Genomic DNA, 17025 nt, shown 5'->3' with positions numbered 1-17025 from the left:
GAAGGGCACGGTGCAGGCCGGGCTCGTGGAACTGCTCGTCGACGCCGGGTGGACATACATCTCCGGGAAGGACCTGCCGCGGACGGCAACGCAGGTGTTCATCGAGTCAGACCTGCGGGCCGCAATCGAGGACCTCAACCCGGCTCTCGTGGGGCGAACGGATGCTGTCCTCGGTGACCTGCGTCGGGCAGCGCTGACTGCCGCGGACGAAGGGCTAATGGCGGCGAACCAGGCGTTCACGAAGCTGCTGCGTGGGGGCGGGACGGTAATGATGCCGGACACGAACCATGACGAGCCGTACGAAGTGGTCGACTACGTGCAATCGGAGCGGAACAGTTTTGTCGTCGCCGACGAGGTCACCTATCAGGGGGCCCGGTTCGACATCGTCTTATTCGTCAACGGCATCCCCGTCGTCGTCGGGGAGACGAAGACGGCTGTGTCGACGACGGTGACATGGAAGGACGGCGCAAAGGACATTTACACCGCGTACGAGGTGGGTCAGCCGGTGTTCTTCACCCCGAACTTGCTGTCGTTCGCGACCGATGGGAAGGATTTCCGGTACGCCGGCATCCGCACACCGCTTGATCACTGGCATCAGTGGGGTGCGTCAGATGTTCCCGCGACCATCCAAGGGTGGGAGCGAGTCAAGATGACCGTCAGCGGTCTCCTCTCCCCGACCGTGATACTGAAGCTCATCGAGCATTACGCGATGTTCGACGTGCAGAACAGTGACGGTGCCGTCCGGACAATCAAGCTCCTGCCCCGGTACTTCCAATACGAGGCGGGAGAAGATCGTCACCCGAGCCACCAGTGAACGTAGCTCTGGGTGCGCGTCCGCGACAGCCGAGATGACACTGCCGCCATAGCTGTGCCCGACAAGCACGACTCCACGGCCTTCACCGAACGCCGCGACGTCGTTGATCGCCGCCTGCACGTGATCGTCGAGGGTAATCACCGAGCTGGGCGGCGGCGCGTCTGGGTCGAGACCGGGCAAGGTGATGCCGACCGCCCGATGCCCACGGGCGACGAGCTGATCAACGACCGGCTGATACCACCAGCCACTGTGATGCGAACCAGGAACCAGAACGAAGTCGGCCATCACGAATAAGCTATCCGGCGACCCGATGACGTAACACCCGTCATGACTGCGGCAGCTCCGACTGGGACGGCGCAAAGCCGGTCCGTTCGACGACACGCAGTGCACCGCCGCCACCTCGACGGACACCAGGCTCCGCAAGCTGACGACGTCGCCGCGACCCCCGACGCTAGTTGACGTTCAGGCCGTGCGCGAGTGTCCAGCGCCCGCTTGTAGTGACTCTCCGCGCTGTTGATGGCGCCCTCCGGTGTCGCCGGGTCGAACACTCGCAGTACGGAGAACCGGAACGAGGTGGAGTCAGACTCCGGAGGTCACGGTTGTCGCCGTGACCGTTCGCGGCGTAGGCCGACCACCGGCCCCAAAGCGTATCCCCACCGTCGGCCTTGCCGACGTACTCCCGGCCGTCCCTCGTGTCGGTGATGAGGTAGATGCCCTTCACCGCGCCCAGCTCCGTCCGCCAGCTCGCGTACCGGGGCTCCCGCATCACCGCCTGTAGGTCCTCGTGGCTGAGGATCAGCTCGTCGAAGCCGGGAAAGGGGATTGGCTCGGCGTCCGCGATACCCGTCACACTGTTCAGGCTCGCGGGGGGCCGCATTCATCCACCACCTGCGCGGGGCGAACCACTGGATAACGAGGCGGCCGTGGAGGTCAGCCATCATGTCTGTCTGGACCATGTCGAACCTGCGCCGGGCGCCGTCATTGCGAACTTCGCCACGGTTTGCAGCACGGACCACAGGCGTGCCTCCCCGCCGCCCTCCTTGATGAATAGCGCCCAGAGCCGCGGCGGTGCCGCCGGGAACCCAGTGACCCGCTGGTTGCGGGTGTAGGCGAGGATCTCGGCATCCATGGAGTTCGGGTGGAGGCCCCGGCTCCCGGTGGCCTCATGTAGCGGTATGTAGGCGTGCCGGATGACGATGGCGTGGCCCAGGTCGATGCCAGCGTCGCGGTCGTCGATGACGATGTTCGACTGCCTCGAGGGATGCTGAGGTCGCCGTTTCCGGTGGTCTTCGTATATCGGTTGGCCCAGACGCGGTCGCGTCGGCGAATCGTATGGACGCGCGGGGTTGTACGAGCACGTTCGATCTCCTGGTCGCTCACGAACGCGGCGATCTCCCGGAGGTTGTGGGCGACAACAAGGAGAGTGACGAGGATCTGGGCGGCGGCGACGCCGCGGACGCGGCGACGGCCGGCGGTTTCGACGTCTGCGTCGCCTGATGCCTTCAGCTGATGGTTCCCGGACTCGACGGTGTTGCGGGCGGGTCTGGAGGCTCTCAGAGTCTTGGACAAGCAGCCCCGCAGAATAGCGTGACTGCTCTGGGGGACTTCGCGAACGACCTTGCCGATCTCGTTCCGCTGGGCAATCATCGCCATCGCGCTTTCCGAAACGCTCATCCACGGGCGGGGCACGCGAAACGACCAACCCTCGAGGAGTCTCCGCCGTTCAGTTCCGCGAGCAGGTACTTAGGAAGCGACGCGCTATCCGACTGGACGCTCTAGGAGGTATCGACTCCAAAAAGGAAAACCACTAGCGCTGTGGTGGGAGTGCCGTATCTACTCGCTCATCCGAGACGTCCAGCGCCCGTCGAACATCGCCTTCAGTGCACAGAGGCCATGGTAGGGCCTCGATGTCGAGGCGCTTTGACGGGCTATGCCTCCCGGAGCATGACGTCCGGTGTCGGCGACATCCGCTATGGTCGCAAGCAGGGGACAAATGGCAGGCACCGACACGATACGCGGGATCGCGTACCAGCAGGCGCATGCCATCCACCTGGCCATTGACCTCGTGGAGCAGGGGCCCGAGCATCAGCTTCGCGTCGAAGGCACGGACGACGTAGTGGACGTTGAGGTGCTCGACGCGGACGGAGTTCTGGTCGCCGCACACCAGATGAAGAGCCATTCAGGCGCCCCATGGACCCCCAAGCTGGTCGCTGATGTGTTCCGCCGATGGGTTAGTCTCGACGCGCCCAACTCCGCGTTCACGTTCGTTACCAACGGAGAGCTGGGTCCCGGCGCGCAGGCTCTTAGTGATGTTCTGGCAAGCTCCGAGCCGGGACGGGCCGCACGCCTGGCGAAAGAGCTTGACATCCCCGAGATGCTCGCGGATCGTCTCGCGTTCGCGAGCATCCGCGTTGACCCGTCCTCGGTGGGAGTGCTGCTCGCCGCCGCCGAACGACGAATTGCTGCACGGCTTGATCCACTTTTGCGCGACCGAGAAGAAGTGGCGGTGCAACGGGTCGACGCTCTGTTCAGAGTGCTCATGCAGCGAGCGTCGCTGAGCGAACCCGCCGGGCGGCTGCTTACAGCATCTGAGCTTCTTGAGCTGGTCGGTGGAGAGTACGGGGAACGACCTGAGTTCCAGTGGGCCGGCACCCTGAAGGACTCTTACATGGCGACGGTCGGAAATGGCACGCCCTCGCTCCTTCCCCTCACGATCACCGAGCACGGAGGACACCCGCCGGTCGAGGCTGAGGCTCTGCTCCTCACGCGCGCAGCGTCGCTTTCTGGCCCAACTGGCACTGGCAAGTCCAGCGCGGTGCAAATTCTTCAAGCTTCGGCTGCAACGTCTGGCCGCGCAGTCGTCGTCTGTCGAGCCGAGACATACGTTCCAGGGCAGCTCGGTGCTCTCGTTGCAGACGCGCTTGGCTTCGTTGTGGGCATTGCAGTGCCGACATACGCCGGCCGCAAAGTTCTCGCCGACCCGGACGCCGTTGTCGTTCTCGATGGAGTCTCAGAGATTCCCGACGCTACGCTCGAGCACCTCGCGGAAGACCTCAAGCAGGTCCTCAATCGGCCGGGCTTCGCCTCCATCGTCTTGGTTGGGCGTGACCGCACCGCGTTGCGCCGGGTACTAGACCCTGCTCCCCAACACGTAGCGTTCCACGTCACACCGTTGGACCATTCCGCTCAAGAGCGCCTTATCGCGTCTGTCGTCGGTGCCAGCGAAGGCAGTTCCACGCAGATTCGCGCGCGAGCTGAGCGCGTCCTCGGTGATGGGGCGCGAAACCCTATGCTGCTCACCATCTTCTTGGAAGCTGACACGGACGGGGCACTCGAGTTGTCGAGGAGCGACGTTTACGCGAAGTTCCTGACCCATCTGAGTGAGCGTGCCCCGATGGTCGACGCTGGTACCTACCTACCCGTCCTCGGGGTCGTTTTCGCGCAGCTTCTGAGTGCTCAGCGGCGATACTCGGACCGATACGAGTGGGTGGCCCGCACCGATGACGCTGCAGCGACACTTGCGTCCTCGGTTGATGGTGAAAAAGCCCGCGACACCGCGGTGCGCATCGGCCTGATGACCGAGGTGGGGATGGGGGTACTGGCTCCCTTCCACGACTCTCTTGCCGACTACCTTGCAGCCACCGCAGTAGCAGCAGGGCACGCTCCTCTTCCCTTCACGCTGCGAGACACACAATCAGAATGGGTGGTGTTCGCCAGCGAACTCGGAGTCGACGTCTCTCAGATCGTCGCTCGAGATCAGCCGTTCCTGTCCGTGCGCGTAGGACGTGCAGATCACCACTTCCCGGGCCCCACTGACTACGTCACTCAGATCGCACCATTGCTTGAGACGCTGCTAGGCATGAGCGGCGTCACAGTCGAAGCCAAGGAAGTTCTGGATGGTCGTTGGGTCTTGAGCATGCTCGATTCCTCGGGCACGTTCCTCGGGAGAACGGTCATCGAGGGTGAGCGGGGGCCGCTGTACGCTGCGACGCGCCTGTGGCGGCTGGCCCTTCGCACCCGATTCAATGAGGTTCGGCCAGAGCTCTCCATGCGTCCCAGTTCGCGCGAAGATGCGCAAGCGCGAGTCAAGACCTTCGTCCGCCAACGACAGCACGAGGTCAACGCCCTCTTGGAAAGCTTTCCTGTCACTCAGCGTTCTCAGCTATTGAACCGACTGCGCCCGCTGGGCCTCACATTCTTTATCGGCGAACCCGATGAGACTTGGGGAACAGTAGATTGGCGAATGTCGTACCTCGCATCGCCGGAAACTCGCCTGCTTCCGAATGAGCCCGAAGGGCGTCCGGGCCAAACATCCGCATCGCACTTCCTCGACGGCGGCCCAGCACATGCTGCAGCCTCCGATGTCGGTAAAGCGGTCGAAGAACTCACCAACACGTCGGGATGGCTTTCATGACTAGAGAAATCTGGGCAGCAGTAAGCGACCTCGCCGAGAAGTGGCGAAGCTCGCAGACGGTCCAGCGAGTGATCTCAGCGATGCCGCGCGACCTCGCCACGTCGAAAGACCCGCTCACAAAGATGCTGGAAGAGTTTCGCGCACTGTCGATGCGTGCGCACGCTCTCCGCCTCAACACCGAACTGCAATATCTCATCGGTCAGCCGATGTTGGGAGACATTGAAAGGCCTGACACGTTCGAAGCGTGGTTCTTCGCAACTTATAAGGTCGAGGTTGCCTTCCGCCTTCAACTCGCGTGGCTTCGCGCTCAGCTCCCGGGGTACCCGCTTCTTCGTGTTCCCCAGCTTGTGAGGAACACACCGTTCACCACGCAGGAGTTCACCTGGAAGGCGGCGTGGCAACGTGGCGATATGGGACGCGGACTCCAACTCGCGCCCCCGCCCAGCCTCGCCTTCGCGGCCGAACGAATCGATGCGAGTCGTGAGCTTCAGCAACTCGCCGTCGCGCTTCGCGCATCGACGACGTGGCAAGAACTCGGTGCGACGCGGGCAGCCCTGGTCGATGCCGACCACCAGCAGCTCGGTTCGGTGTGCCGAGAGCTGCGGGCCGCGCTGTCTCCGGAACGAGTCGACGAGTTCGAACCGCATCTTGCACTGAAGCGGGATCAATATCGGCAAGAGCAGACAGAGAGGGCCATCGCTCGACTCTCGGGCGGTGCCGCGGCCTATGCGCAGGCCTTCGATGCAGCGGCCGACACTGTTGATCTGGCAATTGATGAGGTGCTGCCGCAACTCGTCACTTTCGGACGCCCAATGGACGTTGGTGCCGCACTGGACCTCGATTTGCTCGAGATGGATCGAATCGCCTTCCGCCCTACGGTTCCAATCTTCTCGACAGGAATGCTTGTGTTCGTTTCAGATCCGCTGGTCGAGGAAGTCGGGCAAGTCACCAGAGTCAGCATCAACTTCAGCGGCGGTATCGAGAACAACCGGGCAACACTGCGGCTGTTGCCTGGAGCAGCAGCGAGCTGGGGGTTGTGAGCCGCGCCTCACAACGGCGCCGCGCGGCGTCGCTCTCCGAATGGGCTCCGCCAGCGCCGCGCTCATCATCCCGTTTGGAGCGGAGGTCTTGGCTACGCTCCAGTGACCCCAGATGAACAGAACCATGAGCTCCAGCTGTCGCCGAGGCGCGTGGGAGCGTTGCCTGCAGCGGTGCGCTGGCTCCGCCTAAAACCGCCCGCAGGAAAATCGGTGTCGACGGGTCGCCGAGGTCGACGGCCGATGCGATCCGTGACATCGAGTCTCGGGCGCACACGTACTTCGTGCAGTGGCCGGAGAAGCGCACCGAGGTTCGCATTGTTCAGGGCGCCACGGGCAAGTACCTGCGCACCGACCGGGACTCCACCACCCGGAACAACCTCGACTATCTGCCGAACCTGTAGGGGACACGTCCGGACGGGGCACGACCGGGTCGATCTCACGTAGCGGGTTCGCTGGGAAGGCGGGTGGGGAGCCGTCTTCCCAGCAGACGATCCGCACTTGTCGCGGGCTGTAAAACGATGCCGATCTGCGAGGAAGAATTTTCTACCAGAAACTGGCTCTCTGCCTGGTGATACTCGTAACATGACCAAATGTGTGAGAGGCAAGGCGAACCCGACGCAGCCCACGAAATTCCGGCTGTGGGCGGACTCCTCTGGGTACTGCCAGAATCCAGATTGCCAGGCACCTCTGTTTGTTGACTTAAAGAGTGGGTCTGCTGCCCATTTTGGGGAGGTCGCGCACGTCATCGCTGCGAGCGCTGATGGCCCCAGAGGCGATGACACCGCGGATGAAGCCGACCTTGGTGCATGGGACAACTTGATTCTGCTGTGCGCCAACTGCCACACCATCGCCGACAAGGCGCCAGCCGACCACCCCATCGAGCTCCTGCTCGAATGGAAGGAGTCTCGGCTGAGGCGAGTCGAAGCATCCCTCGGCATCGCATCCTTCGCCACTAGGGCCGAAGCCTGCGATGCCATCGAGCCCTACGCGTCACAAAACCGTTACCTGCATGCCACCTTCGGGCCGGACAACGACTACCGAATTGACCCGGAAGCAGAGGAAGCAATTGTCTGGCAACGTGAGATGACTGACACCATCATTCCCAACCACCGACGGATCCTGCGAATCATCGACGCCAACACCGCTCACCTGACACACGCTGAGAAAGAGACCGTCGCTGCCTATCGGGTACACATCGGCGGCCTGATTAGACGCCATCATGGTGACGGCGGCATCAGGACAGTACTGTTCCCTAGAGAGATGGACAAGATCTTTGCCGACAGCTGATAAGTGGGTTCTGAGCCGCTTCAAGGAACTTCACGAGGACGTAGTTACCGACGCGGAGGCCGATGGTGACCACGTCCGATTGACTCGAAAGAGCCTCCCGCCGACCCGGTTCGGGATCCTGAAATCACAGGACGTCGCCGCTTCTGACGTCGAGGCGTTGCTGGATGGGGACGTCGACTTCATCGTCAACATTCCGAAGGCTGGCATCTTCCAAGGCGAAGCCATCGACCTGATGAAGAAGCACGGAGTGCCATGGGGAGGTCTAGCCGACGGTATACGCGCAGCACGGTTCGCTAACCCGCGAGGATACGTCCCGTTCCCCTACGAGTTCGTCATGAAGGGACTGACTCGACACTCACGAGTCGAGTCCGTCGCTTACGTCGACAGCCGCCGGCTCCGAGTGAGACGCGCGGGCGGCCTGCCTGACCTTGTGCTCTACATCGAGGAGACGTACCAGGCCGAAGTCGTCACCGTTAACTTTGCGCTTGATCGATGCTCCCCGTTCGACGTTTTTGTGGCAACCAACCCCAACGCCGGTCCCACGGACAACGCGAAGGAAGCGGCCAAACTTGCGGAAGTGGAGATCCTACGGTGGGGCTCTACCCTCGCACGGCTCAATCACCCGTGACCCGGGATTGGATCCTGGCATTAGCGGACGTCGCCCGACGTCATCCCAATGTCGCCGTCTACCTGTTCGGATCGACGGTGCACGGCAACCGCCCGCCGAACGATCTTGACGCGCTCGCCGTGTACTCCACCATCGAGGAGTACTACGCGTTCCAGGAGGAGACTGACCGACTCGAGTTTTCACCTCTGCTCGATGTCATAGCCATGACCCCGCACGAGCTCCTCGGGTCTGGTTTCCTTGAGCGATCTCGAGCAGTGCCTCTTTACGACCTTGTTTCTCCCAATGGACGAGGCGGTACGTGGACGGGGCAATCGTGAACGGCATACCTGCGATAAGAAAACTCCGGCATCCGCCGCGGAGCCTTATGGGCGCGCTGGCCGTCAGAGCTAGTGCTCGCGGCGTGACTACGGTCTAACACTGAGGGGGAACCGAGAGTGATCAAATTGAATGTATCGCGAACGCAGTGGGCTGTCGGAAACGGGTTCTTCCACAGTGGCACCGTCTCTTCCGATGGCCAGTCTGTGAGTTTTATTTACCACTGTGGAGCTCGCGCAGATACTCAGGGCGAGCTCAACCGGGAAACCGAAGAGTTGGCCGAGCGGATCACGAAGGCTGACTTCATGTTCGTCTCGCACTTCGACTTCGATCATGTCTCAGGCATACCGTTGCTCGCGAAGAGACTGAGCATTGGGCGTTTCATCATCCCCTTGGTCCCCGTCTCTGAGAGATTGCTCGTCCTCGGCGGAAGCATCTCAGATGGCGATCTTGACGGTGCCCCACCTGGCGGGGACTTTTACAGCGACTTCATCGTGGATCCCTCCACAGCGCTCGCGACGCTCACCGAGAACGCCGGATCACCCGCGGAAGTTCAGATCGTCCCGCCCGCCACCGCCCAGCCGGAAGGCGGTGGAGCGGAGTCCCCAGAGCTTCTATCCCCTTCGAAGATCGGCGGAGCGACGCCGAGCGCTGCGATCACGCTGCGATTCGAGGCTGATCGGACCGTGTGCAAAGTGGACCAGGACGTGGTGTGGGAATGGTTTCCATACGTCGCAGTGCAAGCCACAGGAGCGACGCGAGAGTTCATCAAGGCGCTGATCCGGCGCGGGTTGATCTCAAGCGAGTCGGAGTTACACGATACAAGCCGACTCGAACTGATAGTGCGTCACCACCGCAAGGAGCTTGCGCAGGCATATGACGACGCGGTGAAGACTGTCGGGAGATCGTTCACGCGGAATCTCACCTCCCTCATGCTCTATTCGGGCCCACCTGTCGGCGCGGCCCATCGCGCGTACCGGACCAGAAACTCGACAATCGAGCGCGCCGAGATCGGAGCCTGGAATCCGCGACCCGGATGGCTAGGTCTCGGCGATGCAGACCTCCGTGCCAACAAGCGAGTCGACGAAGTCAACGCCGTGTTCGCGAGCCGAAAGCCATACGTTGGAACGTTTGCTCCTTCCCACCACGGTTCTGCCAAAGACTGGGCCGCGTCGTTGATGACCGGATTTGATCCGGTGGCGGCGCACTCCCCAACGTACGTCTTCGGTGCTGCTGGCGCTTACCGATCCCGCCGTGACAAGGCCGTGCTACATCCGGACGGCGACGTGCTCCTCGCGATCAACGAAGCAGGCGGAACTGCCATAACGGTCGGTAAATCGGAGACATCGCGCTGGACGGAATCACTCAGCGTGTTTATCCAACCGTGAGAGGCCGTGCATGCCCCAGGCCTCTTCCTCAGAGTTAAACCTGCCCGACGACAATCCGGTCTCGCACGCTAACCCGAGGCAGCCTCTTGGATCGCCGCCGCGAGCTCGTCGTACCCGACGACCGCGGTGGCGAGTTGCTGTGCTCGTACCCAGGTGAGAGTTGACTGCCCGGTTGCCTGGAGCGCGAGGCGCGAGAGTACGGCGAATCGCCAGTTCGCGATGTCGAGTTGGTTGAACTGCTCTCGCCCGGCGAGATTCACCGCGAGAACGTAAACGTCCGCGTTGTAGGTCGACTCGGCAGCGCACGCATTCGTCTCAGGGTCGAGGAGCTTTCCGCGGAGGCCTGAGAACGCGAGCGTGGACGGTTGGCGTTGCGCCCACCGCTGCACGAGTGCGCTGGACTTCACCTCGATGCGGATGTCGCCCCAGAGCACATCGAACGCGTCCCACTCGACGCGCACCGGCCGCTCCACGCCCGTGGCTCGCCAGACGAGGTACTCGGCCAGCCACCCACGAACATTGTTCGTCGTCACGTCGGGCAACGCGAACCGCCAGAAGTCAGCGACCGACGCGTTGACTCCGAGTAGCCGCTCGTCGCCGGTCTGCGGGTCCAGCGCGGGAGGCTCGACCATCGTCATGCCGTGAGCCTATCGGTCGTCGTTTGGCCGGTGACCCAGATGGTTCCTTCGTCGCCTCGGTCGGACGGCGTGCACCCATCTGCCGCTCGATGATGGAGGCCCCCGTGTAGAAACCTTCGTCGAGTTCGCACTCAGGACGGTGTTCGCTGAGAAGATGAGCGATGCATCGTCCTACTGGGCGAAGCATGCAGCTCTCGACGATGGGGTGGCGAGGGAACTTACTGACTTGAGATTGGCCCGTGAGGAGCGCAGGCGTGCGAACGACGCAGTGTTGGTTCGCATGATCAAGAAGTATCGCGACTCGCCGCCACCTGAGGAGGGGGACATCTTTCCGGAGGGTCCGGGAGCGCCATCGACGTCCGATGGTCCGTCGTCTGAGGGCTACATTGATGCAATGCGAGGAGTGTCCGGCCGAACCATCCGTTTAGAGATGTGGTGGGAACATCAGCGACTTGCCGTCGGGAGCGGATTCATCGCAACGTACGGCGGCGAGAATTTCCTGGTGACCGCCAGGCATAACCTGTCCGGTCGTGACTGGCCGAGCAACGCGTTGATGTCGGAATGGTCGGTCGAACCAGATCGCGTCGTCATGAAGATGCAAGTCGCTGCTGCGGGGGGGGGGGCTCGCATGGTCGGACCGCGCGGTCCGCGTTCTAGGCGATGACGGAGCGCCCCTCTGGTATGAACACCCGACGCTCGGCCGAGGCGCCGATATCGCCGTGTTGCCTCTGGAGGACGACGAGCAGTGGTTCGTGGACGCGTTCGATATTGCAAAGCCCGATGCGGAGCACGAGCCCATGCTTTCAGCCGGGGATGACTTGTTCGTGGTCGGATTCCCACGGGGCTTTACGCCATACGTCGGTCTGCCTATCTGGACGCGTGCATCGGTCGCCTCGGAACCGGCGTTGGATTACGACAACCGTCCGATGTACCTGGTAGATGCGCGAACGCGTAAGGGACACTCAGGATCGCCGGTCGTGTTACGGCCTGGGCGGGGGCGAACGGTGCGTATGAGAGATGGCTCTGACCATACGACGTCCATCGACGATTCCTGGGTGGCGGGCTTGTACTCCGGTCGGGTGAGGATCTCCGGCGAGAATGAACCAGGTCAGGCGGATCAGGCTTGCGCGGCTCCGCCCGAAACGTTGGACATCGGGCTGGTGTGGAAGACAAGCGCGATCTTGTCGACAGTCTCCGGCCGGACGCGGTTCCCCGCGGAAGGAAGTGGTCCTCCTACGTGGGAGCCTGCCGAGGACTGGTGGCTGCCAGATGCGGACTGAGCTCGGACGGATGAAGCTAGGCGCGGTCTCAGGAGCGCTGCGTTGGGGTGGAAGGTCCGACCTGCGCAGGAAAAGTCGCCACCGCGGGCAGGAAACAGGTGAAACAGCTCGGGCCCTCGCCCGCGTCACATCAGGTTGTGCCAACAGCCCACAGATAGCCCTGGTGAGAGGTAACTCTCACCAGGGCTTCGTCGTTTCTGGACACGGTCTGGTTGGTCTGAGCCCGCGGCAGAATGGGCGCCACCGGCGGTCGGTTGAGGTCGTGTACACCTCGGACGTCCTCGTGACATTCACACCCTTCGCGCGAGAGATGCGCACCGGATCGACGAACACGCGAGCGGCTGTCGCCTCGTGAAGATCTCGGGGTGCGTGGGCCACACGTCTCCATGACGTCAGACCGGCCCAGTGACTCCGGTGAGTGTCTCGAGCGCGGTGGGTCGTTCCAGGGGAGTCCCGGTGAGCTCGACGACCGTGAGGTGCTCTCCGATGAGGTCCGGGTCGTCGAGGAGGTCGAGCAGCGCGTCGTTCATGGCGGCGCGTAGTTCGAGATGCTCGTCGGCGCTGACGTGGATCGGGTCGCGGTCCGTCACGGGGAGGACGATGAGCAGATCGACGGTGCGGAGTGCGCCTGCTGTCCTGGCCACCGCCCGCTCGCGGAACTCCTCGTCGAGATCCGCGCTGCCCAGGTCTGCCAGGGCGAGGAGATAGGCCAGGAAATCCAGCGGTCCGCGTTCTGCGATGACGTGCGTGCGACCCGGTTCGTCGGTGAGCCGGTCAGCGGCGATGCGGAGCTGCGCCGCGAAAAGCGCTGGGCCCACCGCGTCGTCTTCGTCGACGAGTTCGAACGGATCGGGCAACACGGTGAACTCCGGATGCCGGGACGCGAAGTCCGAGATGAGGGTGCTCTTACCGCTGGCGTGGGTTCCGGATACGACGATGCGCACGGTGATGACGATACCGCCGGGCCACCGTGATGAGAGCTGCCGAGGCCTCGCGCTGCCGCGGGCGGGGGCGGTCGCAGGTGTGGTGCCCGACGCCCCGTCTGCGCACCACGGAACCTCCGGCGCAACAGCCCGGGAAGGGTACCCGCCGTCGCCCGCGATAGCGAGGGGGGAGCGTCGCTCCTCGATGCTGCGGACACTTCGAGGACCATTCCCCCTCGGAGGCACCATGTATTTCCACCTGCAGGAATTCATCAACGAAATCGCCCAGGACGAGCCCGATCCGGCGGCGGCCAACGCCCTCCAGGAGGGACTGGGCGGTCAATTCGGCGAAATGCGCACGATGATGCAGTACCTCTTCCAGAGCATCAACTTCCGTGGCCCGTCCGGCAAGGCGTACAAGGATCTGATCCAGGGCATCGGAACCGAGGAGATCAGCCACGTCGAACTCATCGGCACCACGATCTCCCGCCTTTTGGACGGCTCTCCCGCGTATCAGGGCAAGCCGGGCGATCCGGTGGATCAGCCGGGAGCCGGCGGCGCGACTCCGCTGAGCATCGCGGTGGATCACAGCAACATCCACCACTACCTCGTGGGTGCTCAGGGCGCTCTGCCCGTGGATGCGGCCGGCAACCCGTGGTCGGGGAGCTACGTCTACAACTCGGGCAATCTCGTTCTCGATCTGCTGTACAACCTGATGCTCGAATCGACCGGGCGTCTGCAGAAGTGCCGCCTGTACGAGATGACCGACAACAAGATGGCGCGCAGCACCATCGCGTACCTGATCGTGCGCGACCAGGCCCACGAGAACGCGTATGCGAAAGCTCTCGAAACGCTCGGTGTGAACTGGCGGACCTCGCTGCCGATTCCGAAGACGAACGCCGAGCAGTTCCCCGAGGTCAAGCGGCTGCTCGACCTCGGTCTGCAGAGCAAGCAGTACTCCTTCGACCTCGGCAACCAGTCCGAGGCGGGCAAGATCTTCCAGGGTGCTTCGCCGTCTCACGACGGGACGCAGCTCGACGCAAGCGAGCAGGCACCCGTCGGCACCCCGATCACCCTGGCGCCCGAACGTCTCGAGGAGTTCTCTCCCGGGGCGGATGCCGAACTGCGCGAGCTGATCGAGGCGACGGCCGCGATGGAGATGGCCGACATCGATGCGACCTTCGGACGTATGAAGTAAGGCGTCCCGCCGAAGCGCCGCATCCCGGATCGTGGGGGTGCGGCGCTTCGCGTCTGCACACGTCGATGGCATCGTCGACGAAGTGCGACGTGAAGGCACCCCCACCACAACGGTCGTGATGTCAAGTGCCCCGCGTCGCGGCGGGTGCCGACGCCCCGCCGGGTACCGTGAGGTGTACACGCGCAGAAGCGCCGCGAAACGAACTGAATCGATATGACGAACGAATCCTCCCCTGTCGTTGACGCGCTGAACCGGTATCTCGTGGAACGGGCGCGGTGTCTCGCTGAGGCCCGCCGCATTCTGGGCTTGAACGAGGTCGACGTCGTCGCCGTGCTGCACATCACCCGGAATCCCGGCATCCGCCCCTCGGAACTGCGGCAGCACCTCGGGGTGACGTCGGCGGGAGTGACCACGATCGTCGACCGCCTCGTGCGCCGAGACATCCTGCGCCGCGAGGTCGACCTCGACGACCGGCGCGCGAACCACATCTTCGCCCAGGTCGATCTGAGCGTCGAACCGTGGGACTGCCTCACCCGCTTCGATGACGCCTTCTCGGCCGCCCTCTCGGGGGTCGACGCGAAACAGCAAGAAGCGGTGGCATCGCTGCTGGATAGCGCGACGGCGGCTGCGGCGCTCGACTAGAACGGGTGCCGCGGCTCCTTCGGCCTGACCGAGGTGCCCGGCTGCACCGCATCGCCCCCGGTCCCGGGGTTCAGGCGTGGAAGACGGCGCCCTTGACGATGCGGTCCACGGCGTTGCGCGGACCGCGCACGGCGATGCCCACCAGATCGAGGTCGGCGGCGGCGACGCCGGCGACGGCGGCCCGATTGGCGGCGTCGTGCGAGGTCGTGAACAGTTCGCGCGTGTAGATCGCCAGGGCGATGTCGTCGCGCGCGGCCGCTTTGGCCCGCGCGCGGCCGAGGAGGCCCGCGTCGGCGGTGAGCACCATCACGGGCTGGCGGAGCATCGGCAGGTAGTCGGTGCCGTCGGCGTCGCGGTAGGGCTCGCCGACGAGGTCGGGCGCACTGGTGGCGATTCCGGAGGCGAGGAACGCGGTGACGTTGAGCTCCTGCCAGGCGGTGAGGTCGTCGGCGAGCACCACGACGACCTTCGTGTCGAACAGCGGGGCGGGGGAGGCGGTGTCGTCGGTCATCCCTCCAGCATCACGACCGGGCGCCGCGGCGTCTTGTACGTTTCTTGCATGGAGAACCGGGTGCGCGCGTGGCACCCGGACGTGCCGATGCTGCGCGAGGTCTACCACGCGAGCTTCGCGCACAGCTACCCGATGCACACGCACGAGGACTGGGCCGTCATGCTCGTCGACCGCGGCGCGGTGACGTACGCCCTCGACCGCGCGGAGCACCGGGCATCGCCCGCCGCGGTGACCCTGCTGCCCCCGGGCGTCGCCCACGACGGGCGCCCGGCCGTCACCGGGTCGGGGTACCGCAAGCAGGTGCTCTACCTTCGGCGCGACTGGCTCCCCGACGAGCTGACGGGCCGGATCGCGCACCGGCCCACCGTCACGGCGCCGCCCGCGCACGCGGCCGCGCGGAGGGTGCACGCGGCTCTGGCGCACCCGGGTGACGAGATGGCGGCCGAGCACTGGCTGCTGGCCGTGCGCGATGCCGTGTACCGCCACGCCGGAACGGCCCGCCCGGCGACGCGCGACGTGCCCCTCGCGCGCCGGCTTCGCGTGCTGCTCGACTCCCGCTACACCGAGTCGTTCACGATCGCGGCAGCCGCCGCCGAGCTCGGCGCCCACCCGAGCCACGCGGTGCGGGTGTTCTCCGAGACGTACGGGATCGCCCCGCACCGGTACCTCGTGGGGCGACGGGTCGACGCCGCGCGGCGGCTGCTGGGGAACGGATGCCGTCCGGCCGACGCCGCCGCGCAGACGGGCTTCCACGATCAGGCACACCTGACCCGGCACTTCCGCCGCGTCTGGGGTGTGACGCCCGGCGCGTTCGCGACGCGGTCGTGAGACCCGAGCCCGCTCAGCGGGTGGACAGCAGCGACGCGACGAAGTCGAGCTTGTCGAGCACGCGGTCGGGGAGGGCGAACGGGTAGAGGTCGTTCTTGCCCATGGAGCGGTTGACCATGTTGAGGGCCACGGACAGCGGCATCCACACCTCGGTGACGAACTCACGGAAGCGCGGCACCTCCCCGGGGCCCGACACGCTCGTCAGCCCGAAGGTGGAGGCCGTCTCAATGGTGTCGGTGATGTGCAGCACGTGCGCCCACGTCTCGGCGAAGTCCTCATAGGGGTGCATGCTCGCGTAGGTCGAGATGTACCGCTCCGCCCAGTCGCTCGGCGGGCCCTCGGAGTAGTGGCGGTCGATTTCGGCCTGGTAGTCGGCGGTCTCGTCGCCGAACAGCGCGCGCGCCTCGGCGATGCGGTCGGTGCCCTCGACGAAGACCCACTCGACGTAGTGCCCGACCTCGTGGCGGAAGTGACCGAGCATCGTGCGATAGGGCTCACCGAGCTGCCTCTGCACGCGCACGCGGTGCGCGTCGTCGCTCTCGGCCAGATCGATCGTGATCACGCCGTCGGCGTGACCGATGGTGACGTTCTCGGCCACGCTCGACAGCAGGTCGAAGCAGAGGCCGCGGTGGGGGTCTTCGGCCTTGCTCGCGATCGGGATGCCGAGGCGGTCGAGGTCGACGAGCAGCCACCGCTTGGCGCGTTCGGCGACCGGGTACTGCGACAGACCCCGGGCGTCGGCGTCGTTCGGCCGCACGCGGGTCAGCTCGCAGGCCGAGCATTGCCCGCCCTCGAAGCGGGAGAGCCACGTGCAGCCCGACAGGTTGAGGTTGCGGCAGACGTGCCAGATGAGTCCGGCGGCGTCGATGTACCGGCCCCGGGCATCGACCGGCACGATCTCGGCCTCTTCGCGCGAGTAACCGAGGCCGGTGCCGCACGAGAGGCAGACCGAGTTCTCGAAGAACAGGGGATTTCCGCAGACGCGGCAACGGAACGACTTCACTGCCCGAGCATGACAGACGAGCACTCCACCGCCGTCGGGGTTGCGCGCGGCGGCGCGGGGGTCGTAGCGAGATCGCCGCGCGCGAGCGGCGGGCCGGGGCATCGGCATGATCCGCC

Annotated in this window: 16 protein-coding genes and 1 pseudogene; 11 read left to right on the top strand and 6 right to left on the bottom strand. The window is 64.5% G+C overall.

From position 1 onward, the window contains the following. Nucleotides 1-814 (top strand): type I restriction endonuclease (locus tag IFR11_RS15805; protein WP_199771201.1); only part of this gene is annotated, 814 nt, incomplete at its 5' end. 36 nt (nucleotides 815-850) lie between these two features. Here IFR11_RS15805 and IFR11_RS16925 read toward each other — a convergent pair. Next, a pseudogene (locus tag IFR11_RS16925) lies at nucleotides 851-1099 on the bottom strand (alpha/beta fold hydrolase); the annotation flags it as partial. A 652-nt stretch (nucleotides 1100-1751) separates the two neighbouring features. Beyond that, the gene (locus IFR11_RS16470; RefSeq protein ID WP_244630830.1) at nucleotides 1752-1943 is read right to left on the bottom strand and encodes a hypothetical protein; all 192 of its coding nucleotides are present in this window, start codon (nucleotides 1941-1943) and stop codon (nucleotides 1752-1754) included. An 864-nt stretch (nucleotides 1944-2807) separates the two neighbouring features. On the opposite strand from IFR11_RS16470, the gene IFR11_RS15785 reads away from it, so the two are divergent. The 6 genes from IFR11_RS15785 to IFR11_RS15755 all read left to right on the top strand — a co-directional run bounded on the left by IFR11_RS15785 (nucleotide 2808) and on the right by IFR11_RS15755 (nucleotide 9886). After that, complete coding sequence (locus IFR11_RS15785) at nucleotides 2808-5228, top strand: ATP-binding protein (protein ID WP_191916810.1); 2421 nt, start codon at nucleotides 2808-2810, stop codon at nucleotides 5226-5228. Further along, nucleotides 5225-6268: a hypothetical protein gene (locus IFR11_RS15780; RefSeq protein WP_191916809.1), complete on the top strand. Its 1044-nt coding sequence runs from the start codon at nucleotides 5225-5227 to the stop codon at nucleotides 6266-6268. Before IFR11_RS15785 ends, IFR11_RS15780 begins: the two co-directional genes overlap by 4 nt. 176 nt (nucleotides 6269-6444) lie before the next feature. Then, nucleotides 6445-6669, top strand: coding sequence for a DUF3892 domain-containing protein (locus IFR11_RS15775; RefSeq protein WP_191916813.1), 225 nt, complete (start codon nucleotides 6445-6447; stop codon nucleotides 6667-6669). Between the two features lie 181 nt (nucleotides 6670-6850). Beyond that, nucleotides 6851-7555, top strand: coding sequence for a hypothetical protein (locus tag IFR11_RS15770; RefSeq protein ID WP_191916808.1), 705 nt, complete (start codon nucleotides 6851-6853; stop codon nucleotides 7553-7555). Beyond that, a complete protein-coding gene (locus IFR11_RS15765; protein WP_191916807.1) occupies nucleotides 7542-8183 on the top strand; it encodes a hypothetical protein in 642 nt (213 codons plus the stop codon). Before IFR11_RS15770 ends, IFR11_RS15765 begins: the two co-directional genes overlap by 14 nt. Nucleotides 8184-8617: 434 nt before the next feature. Next, nucleotides 8618-9886, top strand: coding sequence for a hypothetical protein (locus IFR11_RS15755; RefSeq protein ID WP_191916805.1), 1269 nt, complete (start codon nucleotides 8618-8620; stop codon nucleotides 9884-9886). Nucleotides 9887-9954: 68 nt separating this feature from the next. On the opposite strand, the gene IFR11_RS15750 is transcribed toward IFR11_RS15755, so the two are convergent. Then, the gene (locus IFR11_RS15750; protein WP_191916804.1) at nucleotides 9955-10524 is read right to left on the bottom strand and encodes a hypothetical protein; all 570 of its coding nucleotides are present in this window, start codon (nucleotides 10522-10524) and stop codon (nucleotides 9955-9957) included. Nucleotides 10525-11129: 605 nt separating this feature from the next. On the opposite strand from IFR11_RS15750, the gene IFR11_RS16920 reads away from it, so the two are divergent. Beyond that, nucleotides 11130-11804, top strand: coding sequence for a trypsin-like peptidase domain-containing protein (locus IFR11_RS16920; protein WP_441005413.1), 675 nt, complete (start codon nucleotides 11130-11132; stop codon nucleotides 11802-11804). 392 nt (nucleotides 11805-12196) lie between these two features. On the opposite strand, the gene IFR11_RS15740 is transcribed toward IFR11_RS16920, so the two are convergent. Next, nucleotides 12197-12976, bottom strand: a complete 780-nt coding sequence (locus tag IFR11_RS15740; protein WP_197978977.1) for an AAA family ATPase — start codon at nucleotides 12974-12976, stop codon at nucleotides 12197-12199. Here IFR11_RS15740 and IFR11_RS15735 point away from each other — a divergent pair. Next, nucleotides 12975-13925, top strand: coding sequence for a manganese catalase family protein (locus tag IFR11_RS15735; protein ID WP_191916802.1), 951 nt, complete (start codon nucleotides 12975-12977; stop codon nucleotides 13923-13925). The genes IFR11_RS15740 and IFR11_RS15735 overlap by 2 nt on opposite strands. 213 nt (nucleotides 13926-14138) lie before the next feature. After that, nucleotides 14139-14567 carry a MarR family winged helix-turn-helix transcriptional regulator gene (locus IFR11_RS15730; RefSeq protein WP_055835340.1) on the top strand — a complete coding sequence of 143 codons (429 nt, stop codon included), beginning with the start codon at nucleotides 14139-14141 and terminating at the stop codon, nucleotides 14565-14567. A 70-nt stretch (nucleotides 14568-14637) separates the two neighbouring features. Here the strand turns inward: IFR11_RS15730 and IFR11_RS15725 are convergent, their stop codons facing one another. Then, on the bottom strand, nucleotides 14638-15078 hold the full coding sequence (locus IFR11_RS15725; protein ID WP_055835343.1) for a DUF2000 domain-containing protein: 441 nt from the start codon (nucleotides 15076-15078) through the stop codon (nucleotides 14638-14640). 48 nt (nucleotides 15079-15126) lie between these two features. On the opposite strand from IFR11_RS15725, the gene IFR11_RS15720 reads away from it, so the two are divergent. Continuing rightward, the gene (locus IFR11_RS15720) at nucleotides 15127-15906 is read left to right on the top strand and encodes a helix-turn-helix transcriptional regulator (protein ID WP_191916801.1); all 780 of its coding nucleotides are present in this window, start codon (nucleotides 15127-15129) and stop codon (nucleotides 15904-15906) included. Between the two features lie 13 nt (nucleotides 15907-15919). Here IFR11_RS15720 and IFR11_RS15715 read toward each other — a convergent pair whose 3' ends face one another. Continuing rightward, nucleotides 15920-16909 carry a putative zinc-binding metallopeptidase gene (locus IFR11_RS15715; RefSeq protein ID WP_191916800.1) on the bottom strand — a complete coding sequence of 330 codons (990 nt, stop codon included), beginning with the start codon at nucleotides 16907-16909 and terminating at the stop codon, nucleotides 15920-15922. Nucleotides 16910-17025: the final 116 nt, after the last annotated feature.

This window comes from Microbacterium sp. CFBP 8801, from assembly GCF_014839455.1.
Lineage (GTDB): Bacteria > Actinomycetota > Actinomycetes > Actinomycetales > Microbacteriaceae > Microbacterium.
Note: the sequence above shows the minus strand (reverse complement) of the source record. Positions and strands in the feature narration are given on the sequence as shown.